Origin of the sequence: Flavonifractor porci (genome assembly GCF_037572415.1) — a bacterium.
Taxonomy (GTDB): Bacteria; Bacillota; Clostridia; order Oscillospirales; family Oscillospiraceae; genus Flavonifractor; species Flavonifractor porci.
The window spans coordinates 80,662-96,803 of record NZ_JBBHLB010000009.1 but is presented as its reverse complement, the minus strand read 5'-3'; the positions used below and the strand labels follow the sequence as shown (position 1 = coordinate 96,803).

Annotated in this window: 10 protein-coding genes; all 10 read left to right on the top strand. The window is 44.6% G+C overall.

Annotated elements, in window-relative coordinates; translation table 11 throughout:
* Nucleotides 1–14 precede the first annotated feature (14 nt).
* The 10 genes from WHJ28_RS09680 (at nucleotide 15) to WHJ28_RS09635 (ending at nucleotide 16,142) form a co-directional block, all read left to right on the top strand.
* Nucleotides 15–1,628 (top strand): site-specific DNA-methyltransferase, encoded by a 1,614-nt coding sequence (locus tag WHJ28_RS09680; protein ID WP_290570381.1) that lies wholly within the window; start codon nucleotides 15–17, stop codon nucleotides 1,626–1,628.
* A complete protein-coding gene (locus tag WHJ28_RS09675) occupies nucleotides 1,629–4,277 on the top strand; it encodes a DEAD/DEAH box helicase (RefSeq protein WP_290570383.1) in 2,649 nt (882 codons plus the stop codon).
* A 2-nt stretch (nucleotides 4,278–4,279) separates the two neighbouring features.
* The gene (gene drmA / locus WHJ28_RS09670) at nucleotides 4,280–7,609 is read left to right on the top strand and encodes a DISARM system helicase DrmA (RefSeq protein ID WP_300262815.1); all 3,330 of its coding nucleotides are present in this window, start codon (nucleotides 4,280–4,282) and stop codon (nucleotides 7,607–7,609) included.
* Between the two features lies 1 nt (nucleotide 7,610).
* On the top strand, nucleotides 7,611–9,368 hold the full coding sequence (gene drmB / locus WHJ28_RS09665) for a DUF1998 domain-containing protein (protein WP_290570386.1): 1,758 nt from the start codon (nucleotides 7,611–7,613) through the stop codon (nucleotides 9,366–9,368).
* Nucleotides 9,350–10,009 (top strand): phospholipase D-like domain-containing protein, encoded by a 660-nt coding sequence (locus WHJ28_RS09660; RefSeq protein WP_290570388.1) that lies wholly within the window; start codon nucleotides 9,350–9,352, stop codon nucleotides 10,007–10,009. Before drmB ends, WHJ28_RS09660 begins: the two co-directional genes overlap by 19 nt.
* A 341-nt stretch (nucleotides 10,010–10,350) precedes the next feature.
* Nucleotides 10,351–11,970 (top strand): IS21 family transposase, encoded by a 1,620-nt coding sequence (gene istA / locus WHJ28_RS09655; protein ID WP_244095387.1) that lies wholly within the window; start codon nucleotides 10,351–10,353, stop codon nucleotides 11,968–11,970.
* Nucleotides 11,970–12,716, top strand: a complete 747-nt coding sequence (locus tag WHJ28_RS09650) for an ATP-binding protein (protein ID WP_340041957.1) — start codon at nucleotides 11,970–11,972, stop codon at nucleotides 12,714–12,716. The genes istA and WHJ28_RS09650 overlap by 1 nt, the downstream gene beginning before the upstream one ends.
* Before the next feature lie 489 nt (nucleotides 12,717–13,205).
* Nucleotides 13,206–13,634, top strand: a complete 429-nt coding sequence (locus WHJ28_RS09645) for a sigma-70 family RNA polymerase sigma factor (protein WP_340041956.1) — start codon at nucleotides 13,206–13,208, stop codon at nucleotides 13,632–13,634.
* Nucleotides 13,635–14,166: 532 nt separating this feature from the next.
* A complete protein-coding gene (locus tag WHJ28_RS09640) occupies nucleotides 14,167–14,391 on the top strand; it encodes a DUF6870 family protein (protein WP_117925360.1) in 225 nt (74 codons plus the stop codon).
* Nucleotides 14,392–14,513: 122 nt separating this feature from the next.
* Nucleotides 14,514–16,142 (top strand): recombinase family protein, encoded by a 1,629-nt coding sequence (locus WHJ28_RS09635; RefSeq protein ID WP_340041955.1) that lies wholly within the window; start codon nucleotides 14,514–14,516, stop codon nucleotides 16,140–16,142.

Sequence of the window (16,142 nt, the reverse complement as noted above, 5' to 3'; positions counted from 1 at the left end):
TTGGAGACACAGTTATGGAACATAAAGGGAAATTGGAATTGACCTGGGTTGGAAAATATGATGACAAGGTGCTCGAACCTCGTATTTTAGTTGAGGATCGTGAGAAATCATATGGAGACCCCCGTAGTGAAAATATGTTAATTCACGGTGATAACCTGATTGCGCTACAAGCTCTTCAGCAGGATTTTGCCGGAAAAATTAAGTGTATCTATATTGATCCTCCGTATAACACGGGTAGCGCGTTTGAATACTACGATGATAATTTGGAACATAGCATTTGGCTTTCCTTGATGAGACAGCGGTTGCTTCTCTTACGAGATTTGTTGTCAGATGATGGATTTTTATGCTGTCAAATTGATGATTCCGAGAGTCACTATGTTAAAGTGCTACTCGATGAAATCTTTGGGCGCACTAATTACTTAACAACGCTCTATGTTCGGGTACGGTATCCTGACAAAACATTGAAATCTGATATGGATTTTCATAAAGAAATTGAACAAGTTCTTGTTTATAGAAAGCATTATGGTGCTGTTCCTAATTTTGATTATGAGGAAGTTGGTTTTGAAAAGTTCATCTATGAAATCAAAGAAATCGGAAAGGGACGAGAAGAAGTCATTGGGGGCAAGAGAACCGTTGTATTCAATCCAAGTGAGTATAAGATTATAAAAAAAGCTGTTGGAGATGAGTACGGCTTAAAAGAAATTTGGGCAACGGGAACTATTTTAGATGGCAATTCTTCGGGCCGATTTTTTAGAGATTATCTTACAGGACGTTATAATACCGACGGATATGGCATTCTATATAAAGTCTATGGAATAGGTGATGATCGATATGATTACCGCTATTTTACTGGCCCCAAAAAGGCGGGAGCAACTAAAGGTAAGTATTACCAAGGTGTTCCAATAGATAAACTTGAAAGTGATGAAATCAAAAGGAAAAAACCTATAAATGGGTTTTATGATATGGCTGGCAATTTCGGCAACTGTCGACATGAAGGCGGAGTAGAATTCCGCGGCGGAAAGAAACCGGAAGCCCTAATTGAGATGATTATTCGATACTTTTCTAATGAAGGTGATTGGGTCTTAGATTCATTCTTAGGGAGTGGTTCAACGATTGCTACAGCGCATAAAATGAAACGAAAGTGGATTGGGGTAGAACTTGGCGAACACGCCTATACCTTATGTAAAGTGAGAATGGACAATGTAATTGATGGCGATAAAACCGGTATTTCAAAAAGTGAGAATTGGCAAGGCGGAGGTGGCTATCACTTCTATGAACTAGCGCCCAGCTTGTTGGTCAAAAATGAGCGTTTACCAATTTATCAAATAAATCCTGAGTACACCTTTGAAATGCTATGCGAAGCCATTTGCAAAATCGAAGGATTTAAATACAAACCAGACGGCGTGTATCACGGACACTCTTCGGAAAAAAGATTCATCCATATCACAAAAGAATTTGTAAACGCCGACTATATTCGTTCCATTGCGACTACTCTTGGTGAAGATCAATCACTACTGGTGTATAGTACAAAGGTTCAGTCTGATCTGAGACTTCCAGATAACATTGAAGTCAAACGTATCCCGAAGGATCTGCTGGACAAGTGTACTTTTGAAAGTGAGGTGCGATAAATGGCTGATATTGTCGCTAAAATTGGATATGCCATGAGTCTGCGTAAGCCCCAGCAAGAAGCACTTTCCTATCTGGATGCAATCAGTACTCACTGCGATTATAAGAAGGATAGCAAGGCAGCGATTGAGGCTGTTGCAACAGAATACTGTGAAAAGCAACGTAAAATCAAAGTTGACGATAAGTTTGATTTCCCCTCTTTCTGCTACGCTATGGCAACCGGCATTGGCAAAACCCGCCTCATGGGTGCAAGTATTTATTATCTCTACAAGACGAAGGGCTATCGCCACTTCTTTATTTTGGCACCAGGCAATACAATCTATGAAAAACTTCGGAAAGAGTCTAATCCGAATCATCCCAAGTATATCTTTAAGGGATTAGAATCAGAAATGGGACGCCCGAAAGTGTATGACGGCGAAAACTATGATTCTTATCCTGTAAGATATGAGCAGATGAGCCTTCAGTTTGAAAAAGGCTCAGAAATTGAACTGTTTATTTTTAACATCGGCAAGATTTTTAACAGCAAGACTGACACCCAGTTTAACTTCCATAAGTTCAAAGAAACCCTAGGAATGTCCTTTGCAGAGGTTCTTTCCAGTTTTGATGATCTTGTAATCTGCATGGATGAGGCGCACCGTTACTATGCTCCAGCTTCCATGAAAGCCATTAACTTTCTTAAGCCTGTCTTGGGCTTAGAGTTTACAGCGACTCCTAAATCAACCAATAACGTAATTTATGCCTATGACTTGGCACGGGGTGCTGTAGAGGGATATTTGAAAACTCCTGTTGTCATGGGCCGTTCTAACATGGCTGGGTATAACGCAGAAGATATTGAGGAAATGAAAATACGCGATGGCTTAACATTGCATGAGCATCGCAAGGGAGTTATTCGACAATTTTGTAATGACAATGGCCTGCCGTATGTAAAGCCTATCGTTTTGATTGCTTGCCGTGATACAAATCATGCCAAGGAGATCCGCACACTAATTGATAGCGATGGATTTTTGAATGGTAAATACAAGGGTAAAGTTATTGAAATCCATTCCAATATGAAAGGCGATGAATCGGAGGAAAACATCCGCTTGCTCCTTTCCATTGAACACACCCAGAATCCAGTCGAAATTGTTCTTCATGTCTACAAGCTGAAAGAGGGCTGGGATGTCAACAATCTTTTTACTATCATTCCGTTGAACGCAGCCAAAAGCGACATTTTGGCTATGCAGACTATTGGCCGCGGTCTTCGTCTACCTTTTGGGCAAACTACTGGCAATGAGGATATTGACACACTGGATATTGTCGCTCACGATCATTACCGCGAATTGGTGGATGAAATTAAAAATAGTGATATTTTCCGGTATCGAGATTTGGACAAGTCTGTGGTTGAACCTTCAGACACAGTAGATATTAGCAGTCCTGTTGACGAAGATCAGCTCACTATTTTTGACTTTGCTGTGACTGATGCTGGTGTGAAGTCTTTTTCAGAAATCAATACCAACACAAAAACGCAACAGGAATTGTACGAGGCATATTTGAAGGCTTTTGGTTCTGGGAAGAAGCAAGAACAAACACCATCCGATATGCAACAGCTTACTATGGAGCAAATTTTTGGCACAGAAGCCGGTAATGCGGCAACTAAACCCGATGAAATCACTCATGATTCACCGGTAGATGGCAAAGGTAAGAAACCTTTGTCTAAGGATGAATTTGTTCAGAAAATCAAGGAATATTCCGGTAAGGCTATTTCTGTACCGAAGATTTTGGTACAGACAACCTCTGAGGTCAAATTCAATCGCTTTGAAGTCAAGAGGAATATTCCAGATTTTGAAGTTGCAATGGCTAAAATCGAGAGATTTGATGCTATTAACCAGCAGCTTCTAACTGCTGTTGATGCACAGATTCTGGAAGTAGACGATGCACTGAATACCCTAGCCTGTATGCTTCTTGACTCTATCAGTGAGCTATCCTACGAAGATGCTGATTTCATTATTGACGTTGTGGATCAATATCTTGCACAGATCGATGGTAATGAAGAGGACAAGCGTAAGATAGTTCGTCGTTATGCCTCCCTGATCGTTTCCGACATCAGAAAACAGATCTTTGAACATACAGAACGTAAAACTGAGGACATTCATATCGTTCAGAAAGATTTGATCCTCTTCCGCAAATTCGTAAAGAATGTCAAAAAAGATGGTCGCATTCGTTTTGATAAACCATTCACGGATAAGGCAAATATCAAGAAATACCTATTTACAGGATATAAGAAGGCATATTATACCGAAAATGCTTTTGACAGTGATCCTGAGCGTCTGTTCTCTATCATCCTGGAAGAAGATCCAGACGTGATTCGTTGGATTAAACCACCTTTGAATCAGTTGGGCCTTTTCTGGCAGGCTGGTCAACAGTATAACCCAGACTTCTTAGTGGAGACAACAAGTGGAAAATTCATGGTAGAAGTAAAAGCCTCCAATGAAGTCACCGCAGATGAAGTGGTTGCAAAAGCGCGTGAAGGTATCAAATGGTGTCATTTTGCATCTACAGCAGATCCTGACCATAAGGTTTGGGAGTATCGCTTGATTTCTGATGATAACATCAAACTTGGAAACACCTGTAAGTATACCCTAGGTACAGCACATAAGATCAAGGAGGGATAACTTTGCCTGATAGATTCAAATATGCAAAAGTGCGGCAGGAGATTATCAATGCTCTTAGAACTGACTTGATGGGGCCGCAGTCTGACGATGAGGTATTAGATGAAAATCCGAGAAGCGCCTATATTGTGGGGATGCTTGCTTCTCAGGCTGTTGATAAAGGCACTGCTACTGCTGGCGAACAAGAGGTAGATGCCGATATTGCGTATGGTGATTCTGACGATTATACCGCTGGTGAAGATGATGATAATGAACCTATAATGACAACCAGCTTTAAGCTGCCTACGTCTATAGGTATTAGTTTTTACATCGCATCATCCACTAAGAGCATCAACATTGATGTCTCTTGGGGCGACTATGTACGCTCTGTAGACAAGAAAGTCGGGAAAGATGGCAAGGAATATAACCATGCTAGTTTTACCCGACAGCCAATGAAATCCACAATTTGCATTGATTTTACCTCTTTTGAAAGAAATGCAGAATTCCGTCTTGTAGAAGATTCAAATGTCGTCGTACATATCTCCAGAATACCTCTTAAAACGAGGTATTCGCTGGTAACAGCCTATGTTATAAATCGTCGTAAAAACTCCGAGAATGATGTGGAATCCATGATGTTTCAAGTCGAACTGAAAGCATATTCCGCCAATGGAGATAGGGTCTTCTTTTCTGAAAATATTTGTCGAGACGTACTTGCTGAGGATGAGTTCTACTTTGAACAACGTCCGATTTTGGGGCGTGGTAGGAATTGTGCTGCAACATGGGATGAGGCTGTTGATGGAAAAACAGCATGGGTAAAATCTGATTTCATTCCTGAATATGAATTTCCTGGTGTAAGCGCTGCTTTGAAAGGATTTGATAAGTTCTTTTTCTCAATGCGATTCATGTCCAATCCTAAAAACAAAGATGGCATCCTTGAACGGTTAAATATTTTAGCTGATTCATACGAGAAATGGATTGAACAAAAACTTGTCTCAGATGAGAAAATGGCCAGTCAGGAATTTAAGAGTACGATAGGCGACAAAGTGGTTGCCCATTGTAGAGAAGCCTTGAATAGAATTCGTGAAGGTATTTTTCTTATCACAAGTAATGAGATTGCGTTTGATGCGTTTTGTTTTATGAACCGCTCCATGCTGCTTCAGAGAAATATTATGAGTTACTCTAAGAAGCATGGCGCTGGCATAGAATGTAATTTCAAGGATTTTGTAGACCCAAGAAATCCGGACACCGATTTTGGATGGAGACCTTTCCAGATTGCTTTTATTCTGATGAATTTAAGCGGAATTGTAGATCCGTTGCATAAAGACCGCGAAGTGGTTGACCTGCTTTATTTTCCGACTGGCGGCGGTAAAACAGAGGCATATTTGGGATTGATGGCATTTGTCATTGCAAACAGAAGGTTACGGGCGTCGGATACATCTGAATACAATTCTGATGGTGGCGTAACGGCAATACTCCGCTACACACTTCGTCTTCTGACCACACAACAACGAGATCGTATAACTAAAATGGTTCTTGCTGCTGAGCTAATCCGCCAAAAAACATATCCCAAGTATGGAACCGAGCCAATCAGCATAGGTTTCTGGGTTGGTGGAGGTGTAACACCAAATAAATTCGAGGAGCTAGTAGAAAAGGCTGATAAGCCGGGTGAGGCGAAAAGAAAACGCAACCTGCTCTATAAGCAACTGTTAACTTGTCCCTTCTGTGGAAAGCCACTTACGGAAGAAGAATTCTACATTGATCCTGAGCAGAAATCCGTTGCAATTTATTGTGCAGACAATACTTGCCTGTTTTATAAATACAAGCAAAAGCGGATTCAGATTCCGGTATATCTTGTGGATGAAGAAATCTATGCAAAGTGCCCGACAATTATTCTGTCCACAGTTGATAAGTTTGCTCGTTTACCTTGGGACGTTAAAACCAACGCCCTATTTGGACGGGTAGATAGAGTTTGTAGTCGAGATGGGTATGTTGCCATAGGTGAAGAACATAAACGGCATAACAGAACACAAAAGTTGCCAACATCAACATTAACACCAATTCGTCCGTTCCTTCCGCCGGAGCTAATTATCCAAGATGAGTTGCATTTGATTACCGGTCCGCTCGGGACCGTATATGGTGCATATGAGACCATCATAGAGGAAATGTGTACTTATGGTGAAAAAAGAATTAAGCCCAAATATGTAGTTTCAACTGCTACTATAAAAAATGCATCCGAACAGACAAAGTGTCTTTATGCACGTAAATCCACGGCGCAATTTCCACCGAATGGTTTTGAGATTGGAGATAGTTTCTTTATAAACGAAATTCCTATTAAAGATGATCCGTTCCGAAAGTATGTAGGAGTTTGCGCGCCAGGGCAATCGGTCAAGACCACTTTGCTGAGAATGTATGCAATTATTCTCCAAACTGCGTTCCAACTTGCCCAAGAGGATGAGTATAAGGATGTCATTGATCCCTACTATTCACTAGTTGGGTACTATAACAGTATTCGAGAGTTGGGCGGTGCTGTTCGTTTGCTGCAAGACGATATTCCGAAGCGAATCTATCGAATTAAAACGAAGTATAACATGGAAAAGGTTCGTTATCTCAACAAAAGAGTTGAAATCACATCGAGAATGTCGTCTTATGAAATCCCTAACAAGCTAAGACAGCTTGAGGCAACCTGTGATTCCAAGGATTGTCTTGATACTGCGGTTGCAACGAATATGATAGCAGTTGGTATGGATGTTGACAGACTTGGATTAATGGCAGTAACCGGTCAGCCGAAGCAAAATTCCGAGTATATTCAGGCTACAAGCCGAATTGGTCGTGCGTTTCCTGGCCTAGTATTTACTCTCTATAATCCGTATCGTCCTCGTGATCTTTCTCATTATGAGAATTTCACTGGTTACCACTCTCAGCTATACAGATTTGTAGAAGGAACTACTGCAACGCCGTTCTCTGCAAGAGCTAGAGATCGTGTGCTGCACGCTTTGATTATTTCAGCAATACGGCTCAAATATCCAGATATGGCTTCCAATGAGGGCGCTGCTGAGATTGCAGCTCTTTCCGCAGAGCAGATGGCGGAGATAAAGTCTCTAATTCTGGAGCGTCTGAATATAGTTAAACCGGAAGTTCGACAAGACGCTGAGGCTGAGATTGACCAATTTGTCGATTGGTGGAAACTTTTAGCCGCCCAAGGCAAGCCTTTGCGGTATTACGTCTATGGAACAGAAAGATACAATCGGCTCATGAACTATTACGGCCAGGCCTGTAAAGACACCGAAAAGGCTACGCTTAACTCTATGCGTGAAGTGGAAAATGCCGCAAATATGTTCTATTACACGGAGGAGTAATATGGCTGGATATGATAACAACAAATTGGGTGAATTACGCCCAAACCAGATTATCACTACCTTTGGCCCTGGTGCAATCGTTGATGCGGTCAAAGATTCTGTAACAGTGCTAGACATAAACTATTGGAAAGAAAAAGGCAAGAAGATCATTGACGGTAGACTGGCCTCGTATCTTGGAGTTGATTGTTTCTATATGCCTCGGACTTCTTACTCTGGGGATGTTCCGGTTGTTTCTTTCCCATATATTCATGTTTGTTCCAACTTGAAGTGCGGGCGTCTTTTTGATATGAGAGACAATTTTGACTTGGATTGTTATCTGAGATTTGGAGTAAATTGTCCGGATTGCCACAAACCTGCTTATCCTTCTCGATTTATCACGATTTGCGAAAATGGGCACATGGATGATTTCCCTTGGAGTTGGTGGGTCCATCGGGGGGCGACCAACTGCAAAGGGCAGCTTAGAATGTATTCTACTGGTAACACTTCTACGCTTGCTGATATGTGGGTTGAGTGTAAGCTATGCGGGGCAAAGCGTAGCATGAGTGGAGCCACTCAAGGAGATAACTTCTCTGATTTACATTGTATGGGACATCACCCATTTCGTCCGAGATCGAGGAATGAGAGGTGTGACAAAAAAGTCATTCCGTCGCAGCGAGGTGCATCCAATGTCTACTTCTCTGTAAGTAGAAGTGCGATCTCTATTCCTCCTTGGGTAAATCCTTTATATAATTTGATTGATGAACATCTTCATGATATTGAACTTCTGAAGGATGTAATGGGAGATGACGGCATCACAGCTGCATATAAAAAATACTTTGCAGAGAGATATTCTCGTGAGGAATTTGATGAAGCCCTTACTCGAAGATTAAGTAATATTACCGAGTTCAAAGAGATCAAGCAAATGGAGTATGACGCTATCACCCATCACAACGATCCAGCGTATGCTTCAAACAAGAAACACTTCAAGGCAGAAGAAGATTCACTGCCAGAATATCTGAAACCGTATTTTAGTCGTATTATCAGAATCACCCGCCTTCGAGAAGTAAAAGTTCTTCTTGGATTTACTCGTGTGGATGCTCCAGATCCTGATGCGGATGCCCAGACCAATATAGTGTATCTCAATAAGGGGAAAACTGAAAAATGGTTACCAGCCGCCGAAGTAAATGGTGAAGGTGTATTTATTGAGTTTAATAAAGCTGCATTGAGCCGCTGGCTTGATATACCCTCTGTCAAAGCACTTTCACAGAGGTATGAAGAGTGCTATGAGGAGTTTTGCGTTTCTAAAGGATGGACTCTGAACATAAAGAGAAATGCCATATACGTTCTTATGCACACATTCGCGCACCTGTTAATCAAACAAATGTCAATGGCGTCTGGGTATTCTTCGTCTGCAATACGAGAACGCATATATTTTAACGAGAAGATGACAGGTATTCTCCTTTATACGGGTAGCGCTGATAAAGAAGGTTCTTTAGGCGGACTGGTGGAGCTTGGAAATATCAATAAACTAGTGCCGCTAATGAAGGATGCTTTTCAAGAAGCACTCCTTTGCACCAATGATCCGGAGTGTATGAGTAATGTGCCGGCTGGTAACAACCTGAACGGTGCAGCCTGTCACTCATGCTGTATGATCTCTGAAACTGCGTGCGAAAACGGAAATCGTATGCTTGATAGAGGTTTGGTAGTACCCATTGCCTTACGAGAAAAAGAGTCCTTCTTCAGAGAGTTGGTGTGTGAGCTATGTCAACTGGAAATATAAATCTCGATATTTTACTGGGACAAATAAACACCGATAGACTTGCTGGAACAGATGCCTCGATACCACAAATTATGAAAAGGTATCCTTCTTTGTCTTGGAAGCAAGCAGAAGAAATCTATAAAATGGTGTCAACAGCGTATGGATTGAATTCAAGCATAGATGCATCATTGGTTGTGACCGTCCCCCCATCTTTTGCGGTAAAGGCAAAATCCACAAAAAACACGGTAGAAAGTCTGATCCAGGGTGCTGAGCGAAATATTTTGATTACAGGGTACTCATTGTCAGGGTATTTTGCCGATCTTCTTGATGTGCTTATAGAAAAAAGTCAAAAAGGCATCTATATCAAGTTTTTTGTAAATAATATTGGTGCCCAGAAAAGTTTTGACAAACTTTGCCGATACAAAGGGCGATTCCTTCATATATATGATTTCCCTGGTGGACGCGATTCCATGGCCGCATTACACGCCAAAGTGATTTCAGTGGATCAAGAAAAAACATTGATCACTTCTGCCAACTTATCATATCACGGTCAAGAAGGAAACATAGAGTTAGGAACACTCGTGAAGTCTACTGAAATTGCAAAACAAGTTGATGATATTTTCACACATTTAATCTTCAACAAAGTGGTAAAAGAAATATAAAATATGTATCTGGTGTATCGCCAATAAACTGATTCGCCTTTTATAGATAGATTGTTTTTATTGAGCGATTTACGCAAAAGATCAGCGCTCAAAAGGAGCTATTATGCTTCTTTTGAGTGCTGATCTTTTTATATTCTTTTGCAAACTATTTTTTACGGCCCGTTAATCACAATCGTTATGACATAAATGCATACGGCGGCGGCCAGCGGCCGCTGGTGCGGAGCAGAACGGCCGCGGTGCGGTCTGAGTAACAGCCGCCACTAACAACTTGATGTAGTCCAGATATTCTCCATAATGGTGGTATCCGCAACAGCGGAAATTCACTATTAGGAGGGTAATGGATGTTAGACTACAAGGACATCATTACAAAACATTGCGCATTGGGGATGACTGGTAGCGCAATTGCCGAAACCCTCGGCGTCAGCAAATCGGGGGTAAATGACTTTCTGCGTGCATTCAAGGCGTGCAAAGATTTGAAGTATCCGCTGCCCAAGGGAATCACCAACTACGGCATTGCTGCGGTCGTCTATCCACGGAAACCTACCACTCATGTTGGACGGGATGTCTCCTATGAACTGCCGGATTACGAGGCGGTTTCAAAGGATATGTCTTCCCGGAAGAACATGACCCTCAAGGTTCTCTGGAATCGGTATGTGAAGAAGTGTCGGGACAGCGGTCTAAAGTTCTACTCGTATCGGCAGTTCTGTGAGAACTACGCCAAGTGGTGCGAGGAAAATAAGGAGACTCTGCATTTCAATGCCGTCATTGGCCAGAAGATGGAAGTGGATTTTGCCGGGAAAACCTTTCAGATGGTAGATCCGCTTACCGGTGAGGTAGTGGAGATCGTTGTCTTCGTAGCAGTTCTTCCGTATTCCCAGTACATTTATGCCGAGGGAATGGTCTCCACCAAGGAGCCTCAGTGGATTGCCGTCAACAACAATGCCCTGGCATACTTCGGCGGCGTTCCGGCGCTGGTCATCTGCGACAACTGCAAGCAAGCCGTTATTGCCAACCGGGACTGGATCGCCCCGGAGTTGAACAAGGATTACGCAGAATGGGCTGAGCACAACCACACGGTTATCCTGCCTGCCAAAGTTAAGAAACCCAAGTACAAGAGTTCCGTGGAGAATGCCGTTGGCATCTTGGAAAAGGGATTCTTTCACGACATGGAGGAGATGGACTACTTCAGTTTGGAGCAGTTCAACCGAGACCTCTGGAAGCATCTGGACAAGCTCAACAGCGCTCCTTTTACCAAGAAACCTCACAGCCGGCGCTATTATTGGGACGAGGAGCGCCGAGAGTTAATGCCGCTGCCTCCTGTACCGTATGAATACATGGAGCGCAGGACGGCCAAGGTTTCCTCGGATTACCATGTTCGCTTCGACAACGCTTATTACAGCGTAGACCGAGCCTATCTGCACAAAGAAGTCCTCATCCGGGCATCTGCTGCCACGGTGAAGATTTTCTCCAAAGAAGGGGCATTTATCTGCGAATGGCCCAGAGCCACCGCCAAGAGTCAGTGGTCTACGGATCCAAATCATCTCCCGGCCAACTACAGGGAACTTTCCGAGTGGAACGGGACCTATTTCATCCGGAAGGCCATGACCATTGGCCCCAACACCGAAGCGGTGATTAAGCGTATTCTTGCCAGCCGCAAACTGGAGGTACAGACCTACCGGATGTGTCAGGGTGTTCTGAGTTTCACCAGAAAATACAGCAAACAGGCGCTGGAAGAGACTTGTGCTCAGGCTTTGGAACTGGGAAAGGTGAATTACACTTTTATTAAAAATACAATTCCTGTTGTTGCTGAAGATCTTGGTGTTTCCGGCTACAACACCAGGGCAAATGAAGAACGCAACAAGGGTGCTTTCGTTATGGACGCCGAGTCCATGGACATTGACCGGCTTCTCTCCCGCAGCCAGAGCCTGGCCCAGTCCAAAGGGAAGGGCGGTGACAAATAATGCTCACCGGAAAAGCTCTTTTTAACACCCTTCTGGCTGAACTAAACGAAATGGGACTGCCCGATATGTCTGCCACGCTGGACGAAATGTACCGGTCTCCTGATTTTCTGGAACTCGACCCGTTGATGGCGATTGCCACCCTCGTGGAGCCGGAGTACCAGAAGAAGATGAACAAACGCATCCAGAGCCGTCTGCGCAGCGCACATCTGCGAGGGTGTCCGCAGGAACTCACCAACTGTGTTGATTCAGCCGAGCGTGAGTACCTGCCCCGTGGAATTACCGAAACGCTGTCCACGCTGGACTTCATTGACTCTGGCCTGAACGTGTGTATCCTGGGCCCCTCTGACAGCGGCAAATCCTATCTGGCCAAGGCACTGGGCATTGTTGCCTGCAACAACTACAAGGTGGAATACCACCATTGCGAAACTCTTCTGGAAACTCTGGTAGCGCTCAAGGCGCAGGATTATTCCAAGTACCAGAAACGACTGAAGAAGATTTGCGGTGCTGCTCTGCTCATCCTGGACGACTTCCTGCTGCACACCATTACAGACGAACGCGAGGTGAAGGTCCTGTTTGAAATCTTGGAGAAACGATGCGAGATTAACCTAAGCACCATCATCTGCTCGCAACGGGAACCGGCCAGTTGGAGCTCCATGATCCTCAATGACGAGGTGTCTGCCAACGCCATCCTAAAGCGGGCAACAAAGCACTACACCGTGGTGATTAAACCTAATATAACTGACTAATTTCGGCCGCTGCTTAAACCGCACAGCGGCCGCTGGACCACCGCACCAACGGCCGCTGTGTGCCGCAGAATGCACATAAATAGATTCCTCTAAAATTTCGATGTGTTTCAGCCTGATTTTGACAACCTTTTTGCGGTTTTTAAGATAAAATGACATCAATAAAGATATTTTGATGTTTAAGGAGTGAAGAAGCAATGCCGTAACAGGATAAGGAGTTTTTACGATGAAGATACTCGAAAAATTGATTCAAGCGTTAAAAAAATCCAGTTAATTCCTCCAATATGGTTTGCGGATAGTTGCGAAAAATGTTGTAAAATAGCGGCAATCAATATCCATTGCGCCTGTGTGTCAGTTTGTCACACAGGCGCTTTTGTTTTTCTTTTAGGCACGCTAAAACTTCTTGAATTTGATATTTTCCCACGGTGCCGCGCACCGCCTTCATTCGGTTCACCTGTCAACCGGACCTGTGAATCGAAATGGAGGTACATAATGCAGAAAATCAATCTTCGGGAGCTGTATCCCGATATGTATAAGACGGACACATTTTTGGAAGTGACAGATGAGGTACAGGCGGTGTTCCTGTCCGATAAACGAGCGGAAGCCGCACATGAGCGTCAGATGTATCGCTACAAGGCGCAATACTCTCTGGACTGCAACAATGGTATTGAGGACGCTGTTGTACATCGTTCTCCGACCCCGGAAGAAGTCCTAGAGGAAAAACAGCTGCGCGATCAGCTCTACGCTGCGGTGATGCAACTGCCGGACAAGCAGGCCAAACGGATCTATGCTCGGTTCTACTTGGATATGAGCGTGAAGGAGATTGCCCAAGCCGAAGGCGTTGACCCGCGCCGTGTGCGTGACAGTATCCATCTTGGCTTAAAAAAACTGGAAAAAGTTTTTTCTCAAGCGTCCGAATAATGCCATTTTTGTCAGTGTTATTAGAAGGACAACTTTTGCCTTCATTTGAACATTGACAACTGAATAGACGGCATTTCTGGTACATAACCCATGTACGAGCGGATCAGGCGCGCCGCCAAGAAGGACAAGCCAAGGAGGTGATGAACCGGCTGTCCTGAGCGATCAACGCAAGCCTGAAACCCGGAGGTGGCACTCCGGAGCGCGATGACTGCATGGGGGCTTAAAGATACTTCCTCACGGCCTCCTAAAGACTTGGGGGGAACCCTGCAACGCACGAGTAAAACGACGCTGCGGAGTTATGACAGCCGCGCCAGCGGAGACCAGGAATGTCCCTATCGTCAGGGGCGCGTGGCAAATGTGACGAAAGCAACGGATATAATCTGAAAGGCTACGTCCATTTGCTGTTAGCAACAACAAGTCATCATTTGGGTGCAGCCCTTTCTTTTCAAAGTCAGATACCATGCGCTGGCAGCTTCGGTTGCCAGCGCATTCATGTGATTTTGAAACCGACTTCAAAGAAAGGAGAACCCTTATGAACCAGTTGACGCAAACCTGTCCACAATCGGCAACCGATGAATTGGTTGACATCCGTGAAGTTGCGGTAGATAAAGACCTTCCCAAAGAGGAACGGATCGCGGCCTTTCTTCACCAAATCAAAAATCCCTATCGCTTTCGCTGCGGCGATTTTGTAGTAAACGCCGCATTTGCCAGCAACGGGGTCACATTGGAGGAATGCCTGCAAGGGATTTTAAGGTAATCGACATCCTCGCTCTTTTGCCAAAAGCGTGCTACGATGTGTATGGAAAAGGATGAGAACTGAAAACCTCAAAATCCACTCTTTTCTTGCGGGAGCTTCCGGGAGGAAAGGAGTGCTTTTTCATGCCAAAATATCAGGCGACAGCTTACATTCGTCTGTCTTACACAGATGATCGCTCCAGCGAGAGCGACAGCGTTACCAACCAGCGGAAGCTGATTGAGAACTTCATTGAACGAAATCCGGACATCCAAATCGTATCCGAAAAAATCGACGATGGTTATAGCGGTATCATTTTTGACCGTCCGGCGTTTAAGGAAATGATGCAGGACATTACCGATGGCAAGATCAACTGCGTCATTGTAAAGGACCTCTCCCGCCTGGGACGAGAGTACATCGAAACCGGACGCTACCTGCGCCGGGTGTTCCCCACTTATGGGGTTCGATTTATTGCCATCACGGATAACATCGACACCGCCCATGAAGGCAGCGGTGACGATCTGACCGTATCCGTCAAGAACATTATGAACGAAGCCTACTGCCGGGACATTTCCATCAAGACCCGTACCTCTTTGGATATAAAGCGCCGTAACGGAGATTTTGTTGGAGCCTTTCCTGTTTACGGCTATATGAAGTCCGAGGAAAACAAAAACCTGCTTGTGCCTGACCCGTATGCTTCCCGCGTTGTCCGGGACATCTTCCGTATGCGCTTGGACGGGACAAGCGCCCTGCGGATCGCCACCGTGCTGAACGAAATGGGCATTCTCTCCCCCCTGGCCTATAAGAAAAACAATGGTTTTCCCTATGCCAAACATGGCTATGCCGACAAAGAGGATTGCAAGTGGTCTGCTACAACGATCATCCGCATTTTGCAGGATGAAACCTACATCGGCACATTGGTACAGGGCAAGCAAGGCTCCCCGCACTACAAAATCAAGCAGATGGAGCAGCGGCCATCCTCTGAATGGATTCGCGTCCCTGATGCCCATGAGCCGCTGATTGCCAAGCAGGATTTTGAGCTGGTCCAGCGTATCCGCAGACTGGATACCCGGACTTCTCCCAAACGGGATACGGTGTATCTTTTTTCCGGCGTCTTGATCTGCGGGTGCTGTGGGAGCCGCATGACGCGAAAAACAAACCGGGTCAAAGGCAAGGAATATCACTATTATTATTGCCCCACCGGGAAAAAGCATGGCTGCACCAACCCGGTAATGCTCAAGGAAAGCGATCTGGTGGAGTGCGTCAAGGACAGTCTGAAAGGCTACATTGACAATGTGAGCTGCCTGCAAGCCATCCTGGACGGTATCGACCAGAGCAGCATCAATCAGGCGCTTGCCAATGAATACGCCTCCCATATCGCCGCCAATGAGCAGCAGGTGGAGCAGGCGCTTGAATTTAAGGCCCGCCTGTATGAAAGCCTGATTACCGGCACCATCAGCAAAGAGGAATATACCGACTATAAGGCCAGATACACGAGGATTGCAGAAAATGCAAAAGAGAGTATCCGGGTCTTAAAGGAAAAGCTGGCTGATGTTCTGGAGAACCGGAGTGAACGGAACCGCTGGATTTCCCACTTCACACAGTTCTCTACGATGGAGACCCTGGACCGCAAAGCTGTGGTTCACATGATACAGAGCATCAAGGTGATTGGGAAAAAGGAATTGGAGATCACCTTTACATACCAGGATGAATACCAGAAAGCGATCCAGCTGATTCAGCTGGCAGAGCAAACAAGCCAAAGAAAGGTGGGATGA